24 protein-coding genes are annotated in these 23,242 nt (G+C 59.1%); 3 read left to right on the top strand and 21 right to left on the bottom strand.

Translation table 11 applies throughout. The annotated features are described in order from the left end of the window. Positions 1–33 precede the first annotated feature (33 nt). Positions 34–777 carry a response regulator gene (locus NP77_RS09615; protein WP_003852465.1) on the top strand — a complete coding sequence of 248 codons (744 nt, stop codon included), beginning with the start codon at positions 34–36 and terminating at the stop codon, positions 775–777. 36 nt (positions 778–813) lie between these two features. Here NP77_RS09615 and NP77_RS09610 read toward each other — a convergent pair whose 3' ends face one another. Then, entirely contained in the window at positions 814–1,545 is a 732-nt protein-coding gene (locus NP77_RS09610; protein ID WP_039659955.1) for an SDR family oxidoreductase, read from the bottom strand. A gap of 165 nt (positions 1,546–1,710) precedes the next feature. On the opposite strand from NP77_RS09610, the gene NP77_RS09605 reads away from it, so the two are divergent. Then, complete coding sequence (locus NP77_RS09605) at positions 1,711–2,583, top strand: AraC family transcriptional regulator (RefSeq protein WP_039659953.1); 873 nt, start codon at positions 1,711–1,713, stop codon at positions 2,581–2,583. Between the two features lie 111 nt (positions 2,584–2,694). Here the strand turns inward: NP77_RS09605 and NP77_RS09600 are convergent, their stop codons facing one another. The 4 genes from NP77_RS09600 to NP77_RS09585 form a co-directional block, all read right to left on the bottom strand. Beyond that, on the bottom strand, positions 2,695–3,378 hold the full coding sequence (locus tag NP77_RS09600) for a D-lyxose/D-mannose family sugar isomerase (protein WP_039659950.1): 684 nt from the start codon (positions 3,376–3,378) through the stop codon (positions 2,695–2,697). 43 nt (positions 3,379–3,421) lie between these two features. After that, entirely contained in the window at positions 3,422–4,360 is a 939-nt protein-coding gene (locus NP77_RS09595; protein WP_008926894.1) for an ABC transporter substrate-binding protein, read from the bottom strand. A 90-nt stretch (positions 4,361–4,450) separates the two neighbouring features. Further along, the gene (locus NP77_RS09590) at positions 4,451–5,431 is read right to left on the bottom strand and encodes a ribose ABC transporter permease (protein WP_008926895.1); all 981 of its coding nucleotides are present in this window, start codon (positions 5,429–5,431) and stop codon (positions 4,451–4,453) included. Positions 5,432–5,441: 10 nt separating this feature from the next. After that, positions 5,442–6,956, bottom strand: coding sequence for a sugar ABC transporter ATP-binding protein (locus tag NP77_RS09585; protein ID WP_039659947.1), 1,515 nt, complete (start codon positions 6,954–6,956; stop codon positions 5,442–5,444). Positions 6,957–7,103: 147 nt separating this feature from the next. Here NP77_RS09585 and NP77_RS09580 point away from each other — a divergent pair, with 147 nt between their 5' ends. Beyond that, positions 7,104–9,722: an ATP-binding protein gene (locus NP77_RS09580; RefSeq protein ID WP_039659945.1), complete on the top strand. Its 2,619-nt coding sequence runs from the start codon at positions 7,104–7,106 to the stop codon at positions 9,720–9,722. Here the strand turns inward: NP77_RS09580 and phnE (NP77_RS09575) are convergent. The 16 genes from phnE (NP77_RS09575) to NP77_RS09500 form a co-directional block, all read right to left on the bottom strand. Continuing rightward, on the bottom strand, positions 9,676–10,560 hold the full coding sequence (gene phnE, locus NP77_RS09575) for a phosphonate ABC transporter, permease protein PhnE (protein ID WP_008926898.1): 885 nt from the start codon (positions 10,558–10,560) through the stop codon (positions 9,676–9,678). The two genes, NP77_RS09580 and phnE (NP77_RS09575), sit on opposite strands and share 47 nt — an antisense overlap. Further along, positions 10,557–11,417, bottom strand: coding sequence for a phosphonate ABC transporter, permease protein PhnE (phnE, locus tag NP77_RS09570; protein ID WP_039659943.1), 861 nt, complete (start codon positions 11,415–11,417; stop codon positions 10,557–10,559). The genes phnE (NP77_RS09575) and phnE (NP77_RS09570) overlap by 4 nt, the downstream gene beginning before the upstream one ends. Positions 11,418–11,513: 96 nt before the next feature. Further along, positions 11,514–12,440 carry a phosphonate ABC transporter substrate-binding protein gene (gene phnD, locus NP77_RS09565; RefSeq protein ID WP_039659942.1) on the bottom strand — a complete coding sequence of 309 codons (927 nt, stop codon included), beginning with the start codon at positions 12,438–12,440 and terminating at the stop codon, positions 11,514–11,516. A gap of 26 nt (positions 12,441–12,466) precedes the next feature. After that, complete coding sequence (gene phnC, locus NP77_RS09560; protein WP_003852452.1) at positions 12,467–13,297, bottom strand: phosphonate ABC transporter ATP-binding protein; 831 nt, start codon at positions 13,295–13,297, stop codon at positions 12,467–12,469. 79 nt (positions 13,298–13,376) lie between these two features. Continuing rightward, positions 13,377–14,147, bottom strand: a complete 771-nt coding sequence (phnP, locus tag NP77_RS09555; RefSeq protein ID WP_039659940.1) for a phosphonate metabolism protein PhnP — start codon at positions 14,145–14,147, stop codon at positions 13,377–13,379. A gap of 64 nt (positions 14,148–14,211) precedes the next feature. Continuing rightward, the gene (gene phnN / locus NP77_RS09550) at positions 14,212–14,748 is read right to left on the bottom strand and encodes a ribose 1,5-bisphosphokinase (protein WP_039659938.1); all 537 of its coding nucleotides are present in this window, start codon (positions 14,746–14,748) and stop codon (positions 14,212–14,214) included. Continuing rightward, entirely contained in the window at positions 14,748–15,884 is a 1,137-nt protein-coding gene (gene phnM, locus NP77_RS09545; protein WP_039659936.1) for an alpha-D-ribose 1-methylphosphonate 5-triphosphate diphosphatase, read from the bottom strand. The genes phnN and phnM overlap by 1 nt, the downstream gene beginning before the upstream one ends. Next, entirely contained in the window at positions 15,881–16,594 is a 714-nt protein-coding gene (phnL, locus tag NP77_RS09540; protein WP_003852445.1) for a phosphonate C-P lyase system protein PhnL, read from the bottom strand. The genes phnM and phnL overlap by 4 nt, the downstream gene beginning before the upstream one ends. Next, on the bottom strand, positions 16,595–17,356 hold the full coding sequence (gene phnK, locus NP77_RS09535) for a phosphonate C-P lyase system protein PhnK (protein WP_039659934.1): 762 nt from the start codon (positions 17,354–17,356) through the stop codon (positions 16,595–16,597). It lies immediately after the preceding gene. Next, positions 17,346–18,194, bottom strand: a complete 849-nt coding sequence (locus NP77_RS09530) for an alpha-D-ribose 1-methylphosphonate 5-phosphate C-P-lyase PhnJ (RefSeq protein WP_008926903.1) — start codon at positions 18,192–18,194, stop codon at positions 17,346–17,348. The genes phnK and NP77_RS09530 overlap by 11 nt, the downstream gene beginning before the upstream one ends. After that, the gene (locus tag NP77_RS09525) at positions 18,187–19,263 is read right to left on the bottom strand and encodes a carbon-phosphorus lyase complex subunit PhnI (RefSeq protein ID WP_003852439.1); all 1,077 of its coding nucleotides are present in this window, start codon (positions 19,261–19,263) and stop codon (positions 18,187–18,189) included. Before NP77_RS09525 ends, NP77_RS09530 begins: the two co-directional genes overlap by 8 nt. After that, positions 19,263–19,838, bottom strand: a complete 576-nt coding sequence (phnH, locus tag NP77_RS09520; RefSeq protein ID WP_039659931.1) for a phosphonate C-P lyase system protein PhnH — start codon at positions 19,836–19,838, stop codon at positions 19,263–19,265. The genes NP77_RS09525 and phnH overlap by 1 nt, the downstream gene beginning before the upstream one ends. After that, the gene (gene phnG / locus NP77_RS09515) at positions 19,838–20,284 is read right to left on the bottom strand and encodes a phosphonate C-P lyase system protein PhnG (protein WP_039659930.1); all 447 of its coding nucleotides are present in this window, start codon (positions 20,282–20,284) and stop codon (positions 19,838–19,840) included. The genes phnH and phnG overlap by 1 nt, the downstream gene beginning before the upstream one ends. Next, complete coding sequence (phnF, locus tag NP77_RS09510) at positions 20,284–20,997, bottom strand: phosphonate metabolism transcriptional regulator PhnF (protein WP_003852432.1); 714 nt, start codon at positions 20,995–20,997, stop codon at positions 20,284–20,286. Before phnF ends, phnG begins: the two co-directional genes overlap by 1 nt. 151 nt (positions 20,998–21,148) lie before the next feature. Further along, on the bottom strand, positions 21,149–21,958 hold the full coding sequence (locus NP77_RS09505; protein WP_039659927.1) for a Brp/Blh family beta-carotene 15,15'-dioxygenase: 810 nt from the start codon (positions 21,956–21,958) through the stop codon (positions 21,149–21,151). Further along, the gene (locus tag NP77_RS09500; protein ID WP_003852428.1) at positions 21,955–22,668 is read right to left on the bottom strand and encodes a bacteriorhodopsin; all 714 of its coding nucleotides are present in this window, start codon (positions 22,666–22,668) and stop codon (positions 21,955–21,957) included. The genes NP77_RS09505 and NP77_RS09500 overlap by 4 nt, the downstream gene beginning before the upstream one ends. Between the last annotated feature and the right edge of the window lie 574 nt (positions 22,669–23,242).

Raw genomic sequence — 23,242 nt, 5'->3', positions numbered from 1 at the left:
GAATTAACTCCTTCGTAACATTGAGGCCGCGCCATGAAGCCAGCGATTTTGGTGGTGGATGATGATCCTGCTGTCTGCGACGTCCTGCAGGATGCGTTAAGTGAACATCTGTTAACTGTCTACAGCTGTCATCAGGGACGCGAGGCGCTCTCCATGCTCAGCGAACACCCGGAAATTTCGCTGGTGATGCTGGATATGATGTTGCCCGATACCAACGGATTGCTGGTGTTGCAGCAGCTCCAGCGTCAGCGGCCGGACGTGCTGGTGATTATGCTGACGGGCATGGGTTCGGAAGCGGAGATGGTCGTGGGTCTGGAGATGGGCGCAGATGACTATATTGCCAAACCTTTTAATCCACGCGTGGTAGTGGCGCGCGCCCGTGCAGCACTGCGTCGCAGCGGACGCATTGCGCAGGCTCACCCCGAACAGGCGGGCTGGCGTTTTGGCGGCTGGCAACTGGACGATGGCCGCTGCCAGCTGTTTAATCCGCAGCATGAACTGGTGCCGCTGACCCAGGGAGAATACAGCCTGCTGCACGCGCTGGTGCGCCATGCCCGCAAAGTACTGACCCGTGATCAGTTGCTGGAGCTGACCCACAGCGAAAGCCTGGACGTATTTGACCGTACCATCGATGTGCTGATCATGCGACTGCGCCGCAAAATCGAAACTAACCCGCATCAGCCCGACCTGATTCGCACCATTCGCGGGCTGGGCTATGTCTTTTCCGCTGACGTGATGAAACCCGAAGCCGCGCTACGCGCCAGCCAGATCGCCTGAATCACTTTACCCGGCCTGCGTTCCGCTGGCCGGTACTCATCCCTCATAACTTCCGCCATAGGCGCGCGGCACCAGATCGACCTGCGCCTCTCCGCTCTGAATGACGGTGAGAATCGTTTCAGCCACGCGCTGTGGCGTATGCGCAATTGCGGCGCTCTGCTGTGCCTGCGCAATCGCAACGTCCTGCCCCGATTTCACCGACTGGTAAAATTCCGAGACGGTCATGAATGGATAAACAGCAGATACCGTTATCCCGGCGTCTGCCAGCTCCAGCCGTGCCACGCCGGAGAGCATATTCAGTCCCGCTTTGGAACTGGTATAGGCCGCCGATCCCGGCCAGGTTGCCAGAGTCGCACCGGAACTGACGTTGATAATGCACCCCTCGCCCTGCGCCCGCATCTGCGGGATCACCGCCTGCATCATCATCAGCGGCGCGATCAGATTCAGGTCGAGCAGCGCTCTGAACTCGCTTGCAGCAATCTCCTCAACCGCCGCGAACAACCCCTGCCCGGCATTGTTGATTAACACATCAATCCGGCCAAAGCGTGCTATCCCCTGCCTGACAGCATCTGCAATCTGCTCTGGCTGCGTCACATCGCAGGCCACAGCCAGTGCTTTGCCTGATTCTCCCACGAGGGCAACCAGGCGGTCTTTGCGTCGTGCCTGTAAAATAACCTGCGCACCCGCCTCCAGCGCCGCACGCGCGGTGGCTTCTCCGATGCCCGACGATGCACCGGTAATCATAATCACGGCGTTCTCAATTCTCATGTCATCCCCTCCAGTAAAATGGTCAGAGAGCGAGAATAATCCTCAGCCGATTGTGCGGCGGCTGTAATCCTGCCTAAAATTTGCCTGTTACTGCTTTTCTCACTCTGCACACGGCAACCGCCGGAGAGGTGTCCCATAAACAGGCTTGATGCGATAAGAGATGAAATGCTGGCATGCACGGCTGATGAACTCACGGCGACGGCGATTCCGCGCGTGGATCTTTACCGCGTCAGTCAGCCGATGCCCCTGCCGCCGGAAATCTATTCGCCTTTCGTCAGCCTGATACTGCAGGGAGAAAAAAGGCTGCAGATGGGCGAACGCTCTCTCCGCTATTCCGCCGGAGAGATGTTCACGGCGTCGTTCGACCTGCCCGCCACAGGCGAAATTACAGAGGCCAGTGAAATCTCACCTTATCTGGCGGTGCGCCTGACACTGGATTTCACTGCTATCAGCGAACTGTTGCATCAGATGCCCATGACCGATGCGCCCAAAACAAAGAGTGGCATGTCAGTCAATCGGGTGGATGAGGCGCTGGTGGATGCCTGGCTGCGGATGGTGCGCCTGATAGCAAAGCCTGGCGAGATTAGGGTGATGGCGCCGTTAGTAGAGCGCGAGATTCTTTATCGGCTGTTGCTGAGCCCACAGGGCGGTTTACTGCGTCAGGCAGCAGAGGTGAACGGGTATTTCGCGAAGATCAGAAAGGCGCTGGTCTGGTTGCGTACACACTATGCCGCCGCGCTTCGTATTGAGGATATGGCGGCGATTGCGGGCATGAGTCTTTCAGCTTTTCATCGTGGTTTCCGGGCCAGCACCGGACTTTCCCCGCTGCAGTATCAAAAACATCTCCGGCTTTACGAGGCGCGCAAGACGCTTATGTTACGCCCCGGTAATGTCGCCGCTGTTGCGGCAGATGTGGGCTACGAAAGTCTGACGCAGTTTACCCGTGAATATGCACGCCTGTTCGGTGAGCCCCCCGCCCGCAGTATCAGAAAACTCAGGCTGAATAACGCTGAACACCTCGCGAAATCATTGAGGTGAACACAGCGCACGCTCAGCGCGGCCTGCCGCCGTGAGGCCGGCAATGTTGCACTGAGATTTTGCACTGAGATTGATTGAAAAGATTCAGGGAATGAACGCAATAAATGCGGCTCAGAGAAAGGCATGCGCATAGTCATTACACAGCAGCCAGCGCGGCGCTTCATCCTCATCCAGCGGGTTGAAACGGGCCAGCGGTGTCAGAAACACATTGTCGTTCTCGTCATCATTGGGCATCGACACTTCGCCCACCAGCACGTCACCAAAGCCGCTTTCGCCCCAGAAGCTGTGCCAGATCCCCGCCTCCAAAGTCACACTTTCACCCGGTGAAAGCCGCAGCTGTGTTCCGGCCGCATGGGTCTGTCGCATGCCATCCAGCGACACCACCACCGGCGAGTCGGCCAGCCCGTCCCCGTCGCGGTTATGCAGTTCAACAATCAGGTTGCCACCACCGCGATTGATGATGTCCTCCATCTTGCGCGGATGGTAGTGCATGGGTGTCAGTTGCCCTTCACGTACATGCATAATTTTTTCAGCGTAGGGTTTATGCCAGGGCTGTCCGCCAGGGGAGCCATTACGCAGAGTAAACAGCGTCAATCCGGTCTGAAAAAAATCAGCCGCACCAAAACTGGTGAGATCCCAGCCCAGCCGCAGCGCCAGAATCTCCTGTATCACTTCACGATCCTGCGCGCGCCACTGACTGATGCTGTAATCGGCCCAAGACGGAAGATGCACATCCTGCTGCCGGAAAAAATCGCGGGTATGTTGCAGGTAGTCGTTAACCTCTGAACGTTGCATAGTGGCCTCCTGAAAGCGGCACCTGAAGGTGCCGCTCTAACGCTTATTTCACCGTCCAGCCCTGATAGCTGCCGATATTATTACGATCGATCAGCTTCACCGGGATCAGCACAGGTTTATCCGGAGCCGGTTTGCCCTGCAGAATGTCATAGCCAATCTCAACCGCTTTGGCGGCCATCACCTGCGGGTCCTGAGCTGGCGTGGCGACAAACAGTGAGTTTTTACGCTTCAATGCCTCTTCCCCGTCCGGCGATCCATCGACGCCCACGATAAAGAACTCGCTGCGCTGCGCCTGTTTCGCCGCTAAATCCGCACCGATAGCCGTCGGATCATTGATGGCAAATACCGCATCAATTTTTGGATTAGCCGAGAGCAGACCGGTCATCACTTCCAGTCCGCCTTCACGACTGCCTTTGGCGTTCTGGTTGGAGGAGAGCAGCTTGATGTCCGGATGGGTTTTCAGCTCGTTCATGCAGCCTTCAACACGGTTCTGCACGGCAGAGACAGGCGGTCCGTTGATGATCACCACATTGCCTTTGTTCTTCAGACGGTCAGAGATATATTTACAGGCCATTGCGCCTGCCTGGGTGTTATCGGAGGTGATGGTCGCATTTGCGCCATCGGCTGCCACGTCAACCGCGACCACTACGATACCGGCGTCACGCGCCCGTTTAACGGCTGGGGCGATCCCTTTTGAGTCGGCGGCGTTGAGGATAATCATGTCGACTTTCGCCGCAATAAAGTTATCAATCTGGCCGACCTGCTGACCAAGATCGTACCCGCTGGAGACCAGCGTGACGTTAACTTTATCGCCCGCCAGCTGACGCGCCTTCATCTCTGCGCCTTTAGTGATCTGCACGAAGAAGGGGTTAGCCAGATCGCCGACCGTTACGCCGATAGATTTGAGTTCTTTTGCCTGGGCCAGGCCGGTGCTGAACAGCGTTGCCGCCAGAAGCCCGGTTACAATCGGATTAAAACGCATAGACCTTCTCCTGCTGTTTTCAAGGTGCCAACCACTTAATGGCGTTTTTTAGGTGGCGGAGGCCAGATGACGCATCCGCCCTTTTAAGCCTCAACTCACATGATGACGGGTACGGTATTTGTCGATCAGGACGGCGATGATGATCACTGCGCCTTTGATCACCAGCTGCCAGAAATAGGAGACACCCATCAGCGTCATGCCGTTATTCAGCGTGGCGATAATCAGTGCGCCAATCAGCGTGCCGGTGATGGTGCCGATACCACCGACAAAGCTGGTGCCGCCGAGGATCACCGCCGCAATCGCATCCAGCTCATAACCTACGCCCAGGTTGCCGTTGGCGCTGTAGAGCCGCGAGGCACTCATCAGCCCGGCCAGCCCCGACAGCAGGCCACTCATGCCGTAGACAAACAGCAGCACGACGCCAACCTTGATGCCCGTCAGGCGTGCAGCCTGGATATTGCCACCGACGGCGTAGATATGGACGCCCAGCGTGGTGCGACGCAGGATGAACCAGCAGATGGCAATCACCGCAAAGGCAATCACAATCAGCCACGGCACCGGCCCGAGATAGCCGTTGCCAATCCATTCAAAGTTAATATCGGAGTTGATCACCGTGGTGCCGTTCGCCAGCAGATACGCCGCTCCGCGCAATGCGGTGTAGGTACCCAGCGTGACAATAAAGGGGGGCAATCCGGCCCAGGCGACCAGGATGCCGTTGAACAGCCCCATCACCAGACCCGCGCCCAGCGCCATCGGAATGGTCAGGGAGGCGAGCATCGGGTCCAGCGACGCCACCAGCGCCACCACCGCCGTGGTGCCCAGCATCGACCCCACCGACAGATCGATACCGCCGGTGAGGATGACGAAAGTCATGCCCGCCGCCAGCACAATGTTGATCGACGCCTGACGGGTAATGTTGAGCAGGTTGGCTTCAGTAAAAAAGTTTGGCGTGACGAAACCAAATACCGCCACGATCAGGATCAGAATCGGCAGGATACCCACCGTTTGCAGCAGATCGCCCATCAGGGCGCGTTTCAGCGTCGGCGCTTTGGTGCGGGCCAGTTGTGTCATGGTGGTCTCCTTAGATTTCGCCTGTTGACGCGCTGTGCGCACCGGTTGCCAGCGTCATAATATTTTCCTGACTGATGTGGCTGCCCTCCAGCTCACCGACGATGGTGCCTTCGTGCATCACGTAAACGCGGTCACTCATCCCGACCACTTCCGGCAGTTCGCTGGAGATCATTAAAATCGCCACGCCCTGCCGCGCCATCTCCTGCATCATGCGGTAGATCTCACTTTTAGCGCCGACATCAACGCCGCGCGTCGGCTCATCCAGAATCAGGATGCGCGGACCAATCGCCACCCAGCGCGAGATCAGCAGCTTTTGCTGGTTGCCGCCGGACAGACCGCCCGCCCGGACCTGAGCATGCGGAACACGAATATTGAGTGAGGCGATCGCCTCATTGGCGATGGTCTGCCCTTTGCGTCGGTTGAGCATCCCGTAACTGGCGTCACGTTCCAGCGTCGCCATCACAATGTTCTCCTGCGCGGCCATCTCCAGAAACAGTCCCTGCTCTTTGCGGTTCTCGGTGAGGAAGCCGATGCCACGGGCAATCGCATCACGCGGCGAATGAATGGTGACCATCTCACCGTCGATCCAGATCTCGCCCTCTTTCGGCTTATGTACGCCGAAGATCAGCTGCGCCAGTTCGCTGCGACCGGCGCCTACCAGCCCGGCCAGCCCGACAATTTCTCCGGCCCGCACTGCCAGACTGCTGGGATGCACTTTGCCGCCATCAGTAAGGTGATTCACCGCCAGCCGGATGTCGCCTAAAGGGATCGCACGGTCTTTGTTAAACAGGTCGCTGAGCGGGCGTCCGACCATCATCCGCACCAGTTCACTGGCGTTAAGCTGGTCACGGGTCAGGCTGCCCACATATTGCCCATCACGCAGCACGCTGACGCGATCAGACAGCTCATACACTTCCGCCATGCGATGGCTGATGTAGATAATCGCCATGCCTTCGCTGCGCAGCCGTTTGATTAGTGCAAACAGCTGTTCGGTTTCGCGGTTAGAGAGCGCGGCGGTCGGCTCATCCATTACCAGAATGCGGCTGTTGCGCTGCAGCGCACGGGCGATCTCCACCTGCTGCTGCTCGGCGATGCTCAGACGACTGACTAAATCCCAGGCGCTGAACTGTGCGCCGAGCCGCTCAATGACCCGCTGCGCCTCTTCAGCCATCTGTCGCCGCTTCACCAGCCCGCCAGGCGCAATTTCGCTACCCAGAAAAATGTTCTCTGCCACCGTCAGGTTGGGTGCCAGATTGATCTCCTGATAAATCAGGGTAATCCCGGCAGCCAGCGCCTCTTTCGGCCCTTTCAGTGCCCAGGGCTTACCTTCAATTAAAATTTCCCCGCTGCTGGCGGTATAGGCACCGGCCAGAATCTTCATCAGTGTGCTTTTACCCGCGCCGTTCTCACCCATCAGTGCGTGAACCTCACCGGGCCAGACCGTGAGATCGACACCCTTCAGGGCATAAAAATTGCCGAAGCGTCGGGTAATTCCCCGCATTTCCAGTATTGGTGTGGCTGTCATCGCCTCGCTCCTGCGGACTGTGGATAGCCGCCAGTAAAACAACGCCAGATAAACGGAAAATGTCAGCGGCCGTTCATATTTGTCATAAACGCCTGACATCACGCTCCTATACTCGGCGCATCGTTGCAGTGATTAAGAGGTCGTGGGATGCAGCGCAGTTATCCGTGGCAGGCCGGGGCGCGTGGACGCCTGTTGATGTTCAATCTGCTGGTGGTGTCAGTCACGCTGATGGTAAGCGTGGTGGCGATCATCGGCTTTCGTCATGCCGGGGCAATTCAGGAGCAGGCGCAGGCGCAGACGCTGGCAGATATGAATGGCAGCCTGGCGCTGGCGCGCGATACCGCCAATGTGGCGACGGCGGCCGTGCGGCTGTCGCAGGTGGTCGGGGCACTGGAGTATCAAAGCGAATCGCAGCGCCTGCAGCAGAATCAGCAGGCGTTGCAGCAGTCGCTGAGCATGCTGGCCAGCGCACCGCTGGCGGCCCGTCAGCCGGATCGCATCGCGCGGATCCGCGCCCGCAGCCTGATGCTGGAGCAGACGATTAATAGCCTGCTGCTGAATGGCCATCAGCGGCATCTGCAGCGCAACAACATGCTGAGTGATCTGTGGCAGACCCAGATTCTGCTCAGCCATATCAACCAGCTGGTGCAGCGGGAACAGCTCACACTGCCGGATGCCGCACTGCGTGAGCAAACCGAACGGCTGATCACCATCGCCATTCGCACACCCACGCCCATTGCCGTCATTGAACAGCTTCAGCAGGTGATGAATCAGTGGCGCACTGTGCCGCTGACGGGCGTCACGGGCGAGAACGTGCAGCGACTGCTGGCCACTCAGCAGCGCCTGCTGCCGCTGGCGGAGGCGCTGGAACAGAGCGACCTGGCGATCGCCTATGCCACCTACCGGATTAAAGCACTGGTGGCGATGCTGAATGACGATATCAATGCGTCAGTGCAGCAGGTTGCGCTGCAAAGTGAGGCGCGTACCCAGGCCACTCACCACGAACTTGATTCGATCATCGGCTTTATCGCGCTGTTTGTGCTGCTGGCGCTGGCGATTACCGGCTATGCCGGAATCTACATCTACCGCAATCTCGGATCGAGCCTGACAGCGATTGCCGGCGCGATGACGCGTCTGGCGCAGGGCGAACAGAACGTCAGCGTGCCGGGGCTGCAACGGCGTGACGAACTGGGTGAACTGGCGCGGGCCTTTAACGTCTTTGCCCGAAATACCGCCTCGCTGGCCCACACCTCACGGCTGCTGAAAGAGAAGAGTAACCAGCTGGAGTCCACCTTCCTGGCGATGCGCGACGGCTTTGCTCTGTTTGATCACAATGGTCAGCTGGTGGTGTGGAATGCGCAGTATGCCGAACTGCTCGGCCTTGCGCCGCGTGAGGTCCATCGTGGCGTCCACTATCAGCAACTGCTGGCCCCGCTGGCGGTGGATCTGCACGATCCCGGTGAGCAGCAGGAGATCCGGCTGGCCGATGGCCGTACGCTGGAGCTGCGTTTCAGTCCGATTCCGCGGCGCGGCATGGTCAATACCGTGCTGGACCGCACCTCACGTAAAACCCTGGAAGAAGCGCTCCAGCACAGCCAGAAGATGAAGGCGGTCGGTCAGCTGACCGGCGGGCTGGCGCACGACTTTAACAATCTGCTGGCGGTGATTATCGGCAGTCTGGCGCTGACTGAAGGCCAGCTGATGCCCGGCCCCCTCGCCACCCGCATTGAGCGGGCGCGGCAGGCGGCCGATCGCGCCGCCCAGCTGACGCAGCGCCTGCTGGCCTTCTCGCGCAAACAGGCGCTCTATCCGCGCGCAGTGTCGGTGGTGACGCTGGTGGATAACCTGCAGGGCTTGCTTCAGCACTCGCTGCTGCCGGGACAGCAGCTGATTATTGATGCCCAGCGCCCCGGCTGGCCCGCCTGGATCGATGCCAGCCAGCTGGAAAATGCGCTGATGAATCTGGTAGTGAATGCGCGCGATGCCATGCACCAGCAAAACGGCGAAATCCGGCTGCGCATCTGGAATCAGCGTCGTCTGGAGGGGGGAGAAAAACGTGACCGCGTCACAATTGAGGTGATCGACCACGGCTGCGGCATGTCCGCCGACGTGCGCGAACAGGTTTTCGAGCCTTTCTTTACCACCAAAGCGACCGGCAGTGGCAGCGGGCTTGGACTGTCCATGGTTTACGGCTTTGTGCGGCAGTCAGGCGGACAGATAGAACTGGAAACTGCGCCGGGCCAGGGCACCACGGTGCGTCTCTTGTTGCCGCGCGCAGCGGAAGCCGCCGTTATCGCCCCGCCACCGCCTGTGCCCGGTGAGGCTGACCTTGCAGCAGATGTTGAAGCGGCCAGTAACCGGCTGGTGCTGGTGCTGGATGATGAACCGGCGGTACGGCAGACACTGTGCGAGCATCTGCATCAGCTGGGTTATCTGACGCTGGAATGTGGCGACGGTGAAGAGGCGCTGGCGCTGCTGCGCCAGACACCGGATATCGACCTGCTGATCAGCGACCTGATGCTACCCGGCGAGATTAACGGCGCAGAGGTGATCCGGCAGGCCCATCAGAACTGGCCACAGCTGGCGACATTGCTTATCAGCGGTCAGGATCTGCGCCACCAGCCGGTCACGCTGCCGCTGTGTGAACGGCTGGCGAAACCCTGGCAGCAGGCACAACTGATGCAGGCGCTACAGCGCGCCTGGCAGCGCAGCGAACGGCTTAACCGCGCGCAGCAGGCTGCCACAACGGCACCGGTTTCCCACTGATGTATCGCTTACGCAGGCGGCTGGAGATCACATCCATGACCATCACCACCACCACCAGGATCAGCGTCAGAAACATCACCACATCCCAGTTCCACAGGCGCATGTTCTCGGCGTAGACCAGACCGACACCACCCGCGCCGACAAAGCCCAGCACCGCTGCCGAGCGGGTATTGGACTCAATCTGGTAAAGGCTCAGCGCCAGAAACTGCGGGAATGACTGGGTAAAGATGCCGAAGCGGTGTTTCTGCAGACTGTTGGCGCCCACGGCACTCAGTCCGCGACCTGGCGATCGCTCCACCGCTTCGTGCCCTTCGGCGTAGAGTTTGCCGAGCAGACCGACATCCTGCAGGATAATCGCCAGCACCCCGGCCAGCGGCCCCATGCCGACCGCACGCACGAATATCAGCCCCCAGATCGCCATGTCGATGCCGCGTAACACATCGAACACACGGCGCATCAGAAACGCCAGCGGTTTTGCCGCGCCATCGTGCATGACGTTGCGTGCCGCCAGAAACGAGAGCGGCAGCGCCAGCAGCGAGGCGGTCAGCGTCCCGGCGAACACAATCCCCAGGGTAATCCCGACCTGCGAAAAATAGTAGCCAAACGGCCAGTTCATGAAGTCATGCCAGACAAACATTCGCAGGAAATAGCGTCCAAGTTGCTGGCAGCCCATCAGCAGGCGCGACCATTCCAGGCCAAATACGGAAAAGAAAAAGAGATAGTAGAGCAGCACCACCAGCGCCATCAGTCCTATGCGGCGCAGATAGCGCGGCTGCGCGGCAAAGAGTTCACGATGCTGCTGCTTCATTAGCGTGACATCAGGTACGTGGCTCATCATGTCCGATCTCCTGTCACACGGCGACGAAGCTGGCCAGATAGCGTATCCAGCAGCGATACCACAATCAGAATCAGCAGCAGCGTGATACTGACCTGATCGTAGCGGTCCAGTTTGATATTGGTCATCAGCTCCTGGCCGATGCCGCCCGCGCCAACCAGCCCGAGGATGGTTGAAGAGCGGAAGTTAATTTCCAGTCGCATAAAGCTGTAAGAGAGAAAGACCGGTTTAACCTGTGGCCAGAAAGCGAAGCGCATCCGCTGCAGCTTGCTGGCGCCACAGGCGGCCAGGCCGCGCACCGGCTTATCCGATGCCGACTCAATCGCCTCATAAAACAGCTTGGTCAGGCTGCCCACGGTGTGCAGCGCCAGCGCCAGAAAGCCGGGGATCGCCCCAATGCCAAAGGCCATCACAAACATCACTGCCCACGCCAGTTCCGGCATGGTGCGCAGAAAGGCGACAAAGGCACGAATGGTCATCCGCACGCTGACCGGCGTCTGGGTGTTGTCGGCGGCGAAAAAGGCCAGCACCGCCGCCACGGCCACCGCGATCAGCGTCGAGGCCAGCGCCAGCTGCAGCGTTTCCCAGATCAGTGGCAGCTGAATCGGCAGACGGTAGCCCCAGTACGCCAGCGAACCTTCGGTTTTGCCGTCGGCAAACAGCAGCGGCAGATGCAGCACCGGCAGGATTTCATGCAGATAGTCAAAAAAATGCGGCAGCGACTGCCAGACGGTGAGCAGATTAAATTCTGCCACCCTGCCCGCCGCCAGATAGAGTGCCACCAGCAGCAGTGACCAGAGCAGCGTGTCACGTTTCTGCTGGCGTCGGATGCGTTGGTAGTAGTGTTCGAATTCGGTCAAAGGAGGATCTCCGGCGCTAAAGCAGCGGGACGCAGGGCGGGGTTGCCGCGTCCCGCTCTCCCCGCCTCGACGGGGAAAGTCAGGGCACCGTCGGCCTTAGCCGCGGCTGCCTTTCATCAGGTCACGCTTCATATCGATGATGTTTTTATAGTCAGCGACCGTCGCCTCACCGATATGCTGTTCACCACCCACGGCTTTTACGAAGCAGGCGTGATCGTCCTTATCCAGTTTTTTAATCGCCGACACCACTTTCGCTTTGAAGTCAGCGGGCAGCTTGTTGCTGACCAGCACCGGGCCGTTAGGGATCAGCGGCGACTGCCAGATGATGCGGATCTGCTTCATCAGGTCCGGATGGTCCATGCGGATCAATCGGCCAAAGGCGCCAGAGGTGTAACCGCTGTTGTAGTCACCGACCAGGGACGTCCAGGTGACTGCGCCATCAAACTGGTTATTCAGCACGCCCAGGATGTCCTGCTCATGACCGCCAGAGAAAGTGACGCTGGAGAAGAAGTTGTTATATTTGTCATCCACCGTGCCGCCGAACATCTTCTTAAACGCCTGGTTTGGCATCAGGAAGCCGGACGTCGAATCGGGATCGGCCATACCGAATGATTTGCCTTTCAGGTCTTCCAGCTTTTTATACGGGCTGTCCGCTTTAACGATGACGACAGAGTGGTAGCCACGTGACTGATCTTTGTCATCGACGACAATACCCACCACATCCACCGCTTTCGGGTCCTGAATGTAGACCGACGCAAACGAAGCCGGTGACATGCTCAGCACCATATCGATCTTGCCGCCCAGCAGGCCCTGAATCACGCCGGAATAGTCAGAGGCGTTGCGCATCTGGGTATCCACACCCAGCTCTTTATCGAAGAAGGTTTTTACACACTGATTATCGCCAATCTGCTGGGTGGCGTTCTGCCCGCCCAGAATCCCCAGATTAAGCTGTTTCGGCGCATCCGCTGCGCTGACACCAAACGCCATGACACTGGTCAGAAGTGCTAAAGAAGTCAGTTTCATTCGGAATTATTCTCTTGCTGTGGACGTTAATGGATTTGGTTAAGTTCATCGCCGTACAGCTGGTGCAACAGGCTGTCGGTGAGTCGGGAAGGATGGCCATCAAACAGCACGACACCGCGCTGAATGCCAATAACCCGGGTGCAGTAGCTTTTGACCAGCTCAATCGAGTGCAGGTTGACCATCACGCTGATGCCCTGCTCGCTGACCTGGCGCAGCACATCCATAATGCGTTTGGTATTTTTAGGGTCGAGTGAGGCCACCGGCTCATCAGCCAGCAGGATTTTGGGGTTCTGCATCAGGGCGCGGCAGATCGCCACGCGCTGCATCTGTCCGCCTGAGAGATTTTCGGCCCGCTGCAGCGCCTGCGGCAGCATGTTCATCCACTGCAGCAGTTCGATGGCGTGCGCCCGGTCCTGGTCAGAAAAGATTTTGAAGAAGGATTTCAGCGTGCTGGTCTGGCTCAGGCGGCCCAGCAGCACGTTGGTCAGCACGTCGAGGCGCGGCACCAGACAGAAATCCTGAAAGATCATGCCGCACTGACTGCGCCATTCGCGCAGCTGGCGGCTGTTAAGCGTGACCACGTTACGATCTGCTTCGCCCTGATGAAGACTGATAATCGCACCGGACGTCGCGTTAATTGTGCCGTTGAGCATGTGCAGCAGTGTCGATTTACCCGCGCCAGAACGGCCAATTACCGCCACCAGCTCACCGGCGTGCAGGTCAAAACTGACCTGATCCAGCACCTGCGTGTCGCCGTAGGCTTTGCTCAGTTTCTGCACCGACAACACTTTTTGTCCGCTGAGGCTGGCCGGTGGCAGATCGTTGTCGACCACCGTTTTCAGAAGTGCCTGTGCCATGGTGTTCTCCGTCATCGCTGATTGCGTTCTGCCGGTTATTAAGGCGTGACGCGATGAACACGAGATGACAGCCAGATGATCAAACCGTGACAGGCCAGTGCGCGCCGCACAGCAAAGTCTGGCCGTCACGGGCTGGCAGCACGCCTTCTGGCAACGGGTTTTCGGCTAACCAGTTATCCATCTCATGACTGAGGTGAGTGAGCCAGGTCTGACGCGGCTTGAGCCTCTCTGCTATCGCCAGCGCCTGGGTCAGATCATTGTGATTTCGAGGCTCTGCACGGGGTGGATCGTTGCAGTCAATCACCAGTTGATCCAGCGGCTGGCCGCGCAGGAAGTCGGCGGTGTCGGGCGGCAGTCCGCAGGTATCACACAGCCAGGCGAGCCGGGTGTCATGCCAGTCAAACAGATAACCGTGCGTCAGCTTTGAATGCTGCAGCGGCAGCGGCGTAACCTGCAGCTCGCCAAAGGCATGCGCCACAAAAGGGGTTAAAGCGGGACGGAAATCCAGCAGGCCAGGGTGTTTGTAGAGATCGTCACAGCCACGCGGATCGGGCGGTCCCCAGACCGGAATCGGCGCGCCCACGCCCCAGCGCAGCGCAAACAGGCCCTGAACATGATCCATGTGATAATGCGTCAACAGAATGCGGGTCAGCGAGCCAGGCGGAAAGCGTGATGCCAGCAGCGGCAGACCGGCATCCAGCAGGATGCGTTCGTGGCCAAACTCAATCAGCGCACTGCAGGGCGCCCGTGCATGAGTGCTGTTACGCTGCGCCCGCTGACAGGCGTGACAGTCGCAGCCCGGCAGCGGCGCGGCAGTCACACCGCCAGTGCCAAGAAAAGTGAGTTTCATGGATGCGCTCCTGGTCGCGTATATCGCTGCCGGGCGCTTACTGCCCGTGCCGGAAAAGTCGATGTCATTGATGCGCCTCCAGTATCTGGCGAAGCTGGCAGACGGTTTCCGCCAGCGCGCCGTCGTTGTTGAGGATCAGACAGCAGTCGGGCTGCGGCTGGGCAGCACGCGCCAGCCGCCGGGCAATCTCCGCCTCATCTTCCCGTCCACGCTGACGCAGCCGCGCCGCCAGCACAGCGGGCGACACCTGCAGACAGACCGGCAGCAGCTGTGAGCCAAAGCGGGCCTGTGCCTGAGCCAGATGCAGCCGCGACCCGTTCACCACCACATTCTGTCCACGCAGCAGCCACTGTTCTGTCTCACAGCCAATGCCGTAGCGGAAACCGTGCGCTTCCCAGCTCACGGCAAACAGACCGAGCGCGGCGCGGCGGGCAAACTCCGCCTCGGTGAGTGCCACATGGTTTTCACCGCCCGCATCGGCGGCGCGGGTGATGTAGCGATGGGCGATCAACAGTTTTGGCGGCGGTGCCTCCCGCAGCGCATCCAGCAGGCTATCCTTGCCGGAGCCGGAGGGACCGGTGAGCCAGATCAGCCGCGCCATCAGTACACCTGCCGGCCTTTGCTCCAGACGTGCCGCACGTGCGGGTAGCCGTGTGCGGTGTGCGCCAGCACCAGGTCGGCGCGGCAACCTTCCGCGATGACACCGCGGTCCTCCAATCCTAATGCGCGGGCCGGATTACAGGTCACCAGCGCGATGGCCTGCGCCATGCCCAGGCTGTTGCGCTCGTCATACGCCAGCCGGAACGCGGCATCCAGCAGGCTGGCCGGGTAGTAATCGGACGACAGAATGTTCAGCAGGCCGTGTGACGCCAGTTCCCAGGCTGCGACGTTGCCGGAGTGCGAGCCGCCGCGCACGATGTTGGGCGCACCCATCAGCACCTGCATGTTGCGATAGCGTGAGGCACGTGCAGCCTCCAGCGTGGTCGGAAACTCCGCAATGCGGCTGCCTGCCGCATGGGACTCTTCCACATGCGCGGCGGTGGCGTCATCATGGCTGGCAATGGCGATGCCATGTTCCCGGCACAGTCCCGCAATCGCCTGACGATTGGGCTGCGACCACGCTGCCGCAAGGGTGAGCTGGTCATGCTCGAACTGATCCATCTCGGCGTCATTAAGCTGATATTTGCCCTGATAATATTCGCGATATTTGGTTAGCGACGCGTACTGACGCTGGCCCGGCGAATGGTCCATCAGCGACACCAGCGCCAGCTCAGGCGTGCCCATCAGCGCTTCAAACAGCGGCGCAGTGGTGGGATGCGGCAGTTCACAGCGCAGATGCAGCAGATGCTCAGCCCGGTTCAGTCCCTTGCGGTTGCTGTCGCGGATGGCGTCGATCATCTTGCTGAGGTTATCCAGCCGGTGCCCGCCGTCGCGCACATCGCCCACGCCGATCGCGTCCAGCACCGTGGTAATGCCGCTGGAAACCATCAGCGCATCGTGGCTGCTCATCGCCGAGTGTGCGGGCCAGTCCACTTTCGGGCGCGGGGTGAAAAACTTGTCGAGGTTATCGGTGTGCAGTTCCACCAGACCTGGCAGCAGCCAGGCACCTTCACCATCCAGCGCACCGGGCTGCTGGCTGGTGGTTTCGCTGAAGCTGCTGATGCGCTCATCGCGGAACTCCAGTGACCCGCTGACCACTTCGTTTTCCAGCACCAGTCTGACGTTATTGATGATCATGCCTGCACTCCTGTGTCGATCGGGTGCATCAGGTGCAGCCGGTCGGCGACCCGCTCGCGCACCGCCCGATCGTGAAAAATACCGACGATGGCAGCACCACGTGCGCGCGCCTGTTCAATTAAGCTCACCACCGCCTCACTGTTGACGTTGTCGAGCGAGGCAGTGGGTTCATCCAGCAGCAGCACCGGATAATCGGCGATAAAGCCGCGTGCGATATTCACGCGCTGCTGCTCACCGCCAGAAAAGGTAGACGGGGCGAGCGACCAGAGACGCTGCGGCACATTCAGCCGGCTGAGCAGTTCGGCGGCCCGCGCTTCGCAGAATTCGCGATCGACGCCGCGCTCCAGCAGCGGCTGCATCACAATCTCCAGTGTCGGCACGCGTGGGATCACCCGCAGAAACTGGCTGACCCAGCCCAGCGTGTCGCGACGCAGGGCGATAATCTGGCGCGCTGATGCCTGCGCCATGTCGATCCATTCACCCTGATGTGCAACCCGGATATGACCGCTGTCGGGCTGATAGTTGCCGTAAAGCGCGCGCAGCAGCGTGGATTTGCCACTGCCGGAATGACCGTGCAGCACCACGCATTCGCCCTCGCCCACCGTCAGGCTGGCGTTGTGCAGCACCGGCAGCGCCGCGCCGTTCTGATTGTGCAGCACAAAGGTTTTACACAGATTTTCTACCCGCAGGCGCGGAGTGAGCGTTGTCATTTAATTGAGCACCGAAGAGACCAGCAGTTGAGTGTAAGGATGATGAGGATCGTCCAGAACACGGTCAGTCAGACCGCTCTCCACCACCCGTCCCTGTTTCATCACCAGCAGGCGATGCGCCAGCAGTCGCGCCACCCCGAGATCGTGGGTGACAATCACCACCGCCAGATTCAGCTCGCGCACCAGGGTGCGCAGCAGATCCAGTAGTCGCGCCTGCACCGAGACATCCAGCCCGCCGGTCGGCTCATCCATAAACATCAGTTGCGGCTGCGTCACCAAATTGCGGGCAATCTGCAGACGCTGCTGCATCCCGCCGGAAAAGGTGGTCGGCAGATCGTCGATGCGCCCGGCATCAATCTCCACCGCCTGAAGCCATCGGCTCGCCTCGGCGCGGATGTCGCCATAGTGGCGCTGACCGGTCGCCATCAGTCGTTCACCAATGTTACCGCCCGCGCTGACCTGCGCACGCAGCCCGTCCATCGGATGCTGATGCACCACGCCCCACTCAGTGCGCAGCAGGTGACGGCGGTCGCTTTCACTCATCTCATAGAGGTCGCGGTTCTGATAGTGAATGCTGCCCTGCTGCGGCGTCAGACGGGCCGACAGGCTCTGCAGCAGCGTGGTTTTACCGGAGCCGGACTCGCCGACAATCCCCAGTACTTCGCCAGGCCAGAGATCAAAACTGACCTGCTCAAACCCTTTGCCCGGCGCATAAAGATGGGTGAGCTGGTTCACCGCAAGCAGCGGCTGTTCACTGTGCATGTTGCTGTTCCTGCTGCTGATGGCAAAAGTCGGTGTCGGAGCAGACAAACATCCGCGTTCCCTGGTCGTCCATCACCACCTCATCGAGGTAGCTGTGGCGCGATCCGCACAGCGCGCAGGGTTCATCCCACTGCTGAACGGTGAACGGGTGATCGTCGAAGTCCAGGCTCTCCACGCGGGTATAAGGCGGCAAGGCGTAGATGCGCTTTTCACGCCCGGCCCCAAACAGCTGCAGCGCAGGCATCATGTGCATCTTCGGGTTGTCGAATTTGGGAATGGGCGACGGATCCATCACGTAGCGATCGTTAACCCGGACCGGATAGGCGTAGGTCGTGGCGATATGGCCGTAGCGGGCGATATCTTCATACAGCTTCACCTGCATGATGCCGTACTCCTCCAGCGCATGCATGGTGCGGGTCTCGGTTTCGCGCGGTTCGATAAAACGCAGCGGCTCAGGAATCGGCACCTGGAATATCAGGATCTGGTCTTCCTCCAGCGGCGTTTCCGGGATGCGGTGCCGGGTCTGGATCAGGGTGGCATCGGCGGTGCGTTCGGTGGTTGCGGCCCCGCTGACCCGCTTAAAGAACTGACGTATTGACACCGCATTGGTGGTGTCATCAGCGCCCTGATCGATCACCTTCAGCACATCCTGATCGCCAATCACGCTGGCGGTAATCTGGATGCCGCCTGTACCCCAGCCGTAAGGCATTGGCATCTCGCGTCCGGCGAACGGCACCTGATAGCCGGGGATCGCCACCGCTTTCAGGATGGCGCGACGGATGGTGCGTTTGGTCTGCTCATCGAGATAGCCATTGTTATAGCCGGTGAGTTCAGCCATGGTTGCGCTCCTGATAATCGTGCTGCAGCTGTTTCAGCAGTTCCAGTTCTGCCTGGAAATCGACGTAGTGCGGCAGCTTGAGATGCGAGACAAAGCCCGCGGCTTCGACGTTGTCGGCGTGCGACAGCACAAACTCTTCGTCCTGCGCCGGGCTGGTCACGCGCTCATTCTGCTCGCGGCTTTGCAGCGCCCGATCCACCAGCGCCATCGCCATCGCCTTGCGTTCGGCACGGCCAAACACCAGCCCGTAGCCACGGGTAAACTGCGGCGCGGCGTCATCACTGTGGGCGACGCCGTTGACCATTTCACATTCGGTCAGCAGCACTTCCCCAATCTCCAGCTCAAAGCCCAGCTCTTCGGGACAGATGCTGACGCTGAGATAGCCGGTGCGGATCTCGCCGGCAAAGGGATGGGTACGGCCATAGCCGCGCTGGGTCGAATAGCCCAGCGCCAGCAGAAAACCTTCATCGCCGCGCACCAGCTGTTGCAGCCGTGCAGCGCGCGAAGCAGGAAAGCGCATTGGCTCGCGGGTGATATCAACCGGCTCGCTGCCGTCATCCCTCTCGGCGGTGGCCAGCCCTTCCTCACTCATCATGCTGAACATGTGCGGACACTGATCCGGCACCGAACGGTCGTCACGCGGCGCGGCAGGCGTTTCACCGTTTGCCAGCAGGGTGAAGTCGAGCAGACGGTGGCTGTAGTCATAGGTTGGCCCCAGCACCTGGCCGCCCGGCAGGTCTTTATAGACCGCCGAGATGCGGCGTTCGATGCGCATCGAACCGGTCGCCAGTGGCGTGCTCTCTGCCAGACGTGGCAGCGTGGTGCGATAGGCACGCAGCAGAAAAATCGCCTCGACCAGATCGCCACTGGCCTGCTTAATCGCCAGCGCCGCCAGTTCAGGATCGTATATGCCGCCTTCGGTCATTACCCGATCCACCGCCAGCCCCAGCTGCTGGGCCACCTGATCGCAGCCGAGTTCCGCTACTGCCCGATCGCCCCGTCGCAGATCGGCCTGTAACTGATGGGCATTAGAGATGGCTTTTTCGCCCCCTTTCACCGCGACATACATCAGCACACCTCCACAACGGTGGTGCGCGGCACGGCCATGATCGCTTCGCCACAGGTGAAGATCAGATCCACGCCCTGCGGGAACGGATGCGGACGGGTGAGCAGATATTCCAGCACGCTTTCCGGCAGCTGTGGTGCAATAGCACGGGTTTCCCGCAGGCCAGGGCCGGAGAGACGCAGCGTTAGTCCGCCATTCAGCGACGGCACTTCGATAATCAGCGTGGTGCTTTTCTCCGGCGACATATTGTCACCCGCCGCGAACTGAGTCGGATCGGGCTGTGCTGTTGCATGGCTCAGGGCGAACGGTGCGTCCTGCTGCGAAGTAATGGGTGCACCGGTATGGAAGCGCAGATTGTTACGCAGCTGTTCATTGTCGATTTGCGCATCCAGCCAGACCGGACTTTCCTGATCGACCAGCGTCAGCAGCAATGCTGTGGCCGCCGGTGACAGTGCGCCCCAGCCCTGCTGCAGCGGCAGCGAGACCATCACGCCCGGCTCGCTCATCGCTTTCAAAATACGGCGAAACGCACGCTGCGCATCCGCGACCGGATGGTTAAAACTTGCCAGTAAAGTCATCAGTTATCTCCGCGAACCAGCGTAAAGAAATCTACTTTGCTGCTGGCGATTTCACGGGCGCGCAGCTGTCGCTGCTCCTCGCGCCACGCCGCCAGCGGGGTGATAATCTTCTCTTCCAGCAACTGCCGTGTTTCCGGCTGCTGCAACAGCGCGTCCAGCAGGGCGCAGCGTTCAGCGTGGGCTTTGTCGCGCCCCAGCAGATAGCTGTAACCCAGCGTGCCATCGCCCAGTTGCACGACCGCGCGTGTTACCGTGGCGTCGCCCATCACAAAGCGTTTGCCGGTAGCGCCCATCCGCGCCTGGAGTCGCGTCAGCCCGATCTCTGCCGGACGGACCAGCGTGAATGCTGGCTGGAGGTTAAGCGCCTGCCAGTGCGCTTCAAGTAACGCGGCGCTGCTGTGTGCCAGCACCGACAGCCAGCGCTGGCGATCTGTTTGCTGTTCCATTAGTGCTCCAGAGTCAGTTCGATCATGTCGCCGCGCGTCAGGCTGACGGAGTATTCCGCCACTGCGCCATCACTGGTTTTGTTGAGCGTTCGCACGCAGAGCAGCGGCGCATGCAGGGCGATGTCGAGCTGCCGGCACTCTTTGGCCTGCGCCCGGCGGGTGCTGATACGCGTCTGAGTGCGCACCAGCTGTTTGCCGGTGTGTTCCACTAAGAAGTCGTGCAACGAGCCGCTGTTAAATTGCTGAAGCTGCGGCCACCAGCTGAGGTCGGCGAGGAAATGATTAATCAGGCAGAGCGGCACGCCATTGGCGCGGCGCAGGGTGCGCAGATGAATGACGTTGTCGCCCTCTTTCACGCCCAGCGCATTGGCGACGTCGTTGCTGGCCGGACGCAGTACCGCCAGCAGCCGTTCGCTGGTCGGGTGACTCCCCTGCTCCATCAGGTTCTGACTGAAGCGCGCCTGGGCATGTAGCGGATAGTCATAAGGACGCATCAGTACCAGGATGCCAACACCGTGACGGCGCTGCAGCAGCCCTTTGTGCACCAGCTCATCGACAGCCCGGCGCAGCGTGTGGCGGTTGACCTCGTAGTGATCGGCCAGCTGCTGCTCGGAAGGAAGATAGTCGCCGCAGCGGTAGCGCTCTTTCAGCGCCTGCTCCAGTTGTGCGGCAACAGCCTGATAAACAGTGGTCGGATGTCTGGATAACTCCATCACGATGAAATCCTCACGGGTTACAGAGTGGGAACGCAGTGATAAGACGCTGCGGGATGGTGTTAGCCTGAGGGAAGCAGATGACAGAACGGTGACGGGGGAGTGAAGGAGTGGTGAATGTAGGGGCGTCTACCCTATTAGCGGGACGGTTTCACGCCGGTTGCCGTGATTCAAACCAGGGCGTAATGAGCATATGCGGGATTGCCAGTGCGGCCAGTACAGCAAACAATGGCTGAATTCCCGCGTTGTCCACAGGATGCATCACCACAATGGTTCCCGCAGCCAGCAGAAGAGCCGCCGTCAGTACCGGCCAGGTGGCTTGCAGGTAGCGGAGATAGCTGGTGCACTTCAGCTGATCGCGCCGCTGTCGGGTTTGCGGCAGCGCATGTAAAATTAAGAATCCCATTGAAAAACCGACGAAAGGTGGAAGCAGTAACAACGCCAGTGTACCCGTCAGAAGACGCCTGTCCTGACGAACGAAACCCGCAAAAATAAGCCCTGACGCACAGAGTCCCCCTGTAATGGCAATGCCCACAGCAAGAGCGTCCGGCATTGAAAATCCTGGGGCCGCCTCATGCAGAATTGCGCTAAATGCCTGCAGATGCAGTGTCGCTGGGGCCGCTATCATACTTATCCCCCGCGCCAGACGTTCGGGGCTGCGTCCATCAGGGGCGTCTTCAAGCGCAAAATGCAGGGCAGATGCCAGAAGAAAAACGGGCAACGCCAGCGCCGGAGCACCGTGCCACCAGAACAGACAGATCAAGATGACCAGTCCATAGGCGGCAAGAAACGGGAACTGACGCTCGCGTTTAACGACGTCAAGATCGCTGGCACCGTGTGCCATGCCGATAACGCCAATGGCCAGGGTCGCAAACAGCACTTGCCCCGCAGGGGGGCTGAAAGAGGCAGCGAGCGCTGCCCCCCAGAGTCCTGCCCAGCCGAACCGCACCTGGGCTGTCATCTCCTCACAGCACCAACAGGCGTAGTATGAGAGAGCGCTTTTTTCATATTTGCCGCAGCGTAGAAGGCGTAGAAAACTTTAGCGATAATATCCAGAATCAGGAATGCCTGAACAGATGTCGCATCAGTGATGACACTGAGACCTTCCGGACCGACCAGAAAAACGATCGGATAGATAAACCACACGAGGGTCAGCAAGGCTACATTCTTGTTGTAGGCACCTGCCAGCGCGTTGCCTCGCGTCGCGGCCAGTGCGCGCAGTGGCCCCCAGAGCAGATAAACAACGCCCAGAAATGCCGCACACGACCATGAATACCACACCCATTTCGCGACAGGATTTTCCGCCAGGGAAGAGACCAGGCCGGTGATAATCATCATCACATCCAGCACAATGATGGCAGTCAGAAAGCCGCCCATTTCTCCTGGTTTACCCTGTTCATGGAAAGCCAGCATGACCAACCCGGCCAGTAAGAGAGGCGTGGTGATGGACCAGTCAGCGTAACGCGCCAGGTACACTATCGTGCCACTGTCCAGCGTGAGATTGCCAAACCCAAACGCCATGGCCAGATAGGCTGTGGCGGCAATAAACGGCACTGACGCGTGCACGAGTGTATGGTGACCAAAGGGATATTTCTTATCACCGGTCACGTAAATAATCAGTGACGCAATGGCCATGACCGAAAACCCAATCATAAATGCGGTTTGATCCATTTTACTCTCTCCTGTGCTAAAACGCCGGTATGGTGCCAGCCCTGCCGCTATGAATTAGCGTTAATAAAAGACGGTTATATTCGTTCAACGAATATGCTGTCAGTATATGGCGATATAGATAATTTGCCCGGCGAGCGAAATTTACACTGTTAATTTTAAGCAATCTGATTAAATTAACGTCTTTTACTGGCCTTCTGAGCGTCACATAAAAAAACCAATGTAAGGTTATGTTTCTCAGCGTTTCGCTTTCCTACCAAACCTTCCATATAGCCAGGATTCTTAAACGCATAATTCTTTGATTTAATTGAAATATAATATTCTGAAAATCAGAACTCTTTGCCCCTGCATAAACTGACAAAAATGCAAAAATTTTATTTTTGAGTGGTAAATCTGAAACCAGCCGTTATGAAAACGGCGTCGTGTGACGCTTCACACTGGCGAAACGGCATTAATAAAATCGTTTCTGATTCTCTATGATTGATAATAAAGGGATGAACAGAGAATGAAAATTTTGTGTATTATTTATTCAGGCTCTAATAAGCAGCACATCAGGAAACGGAAGTTTTTCACAGTC

The organism is Pantoea sp. MBLJ3, assembly GCF_000816655.1.
Classification (GTDB): domain Bacteria; phylum Pseudomonadota; class Gammaproteobacteria; order Enterobacterales; family Enterobacteriaceae; genus Pantoea; species Pantoea eucalypti.
Note: the sequence above shows the minus strand (reverse complement) of the source record. Positions and strands in the feature narration are given on the sequence as shown.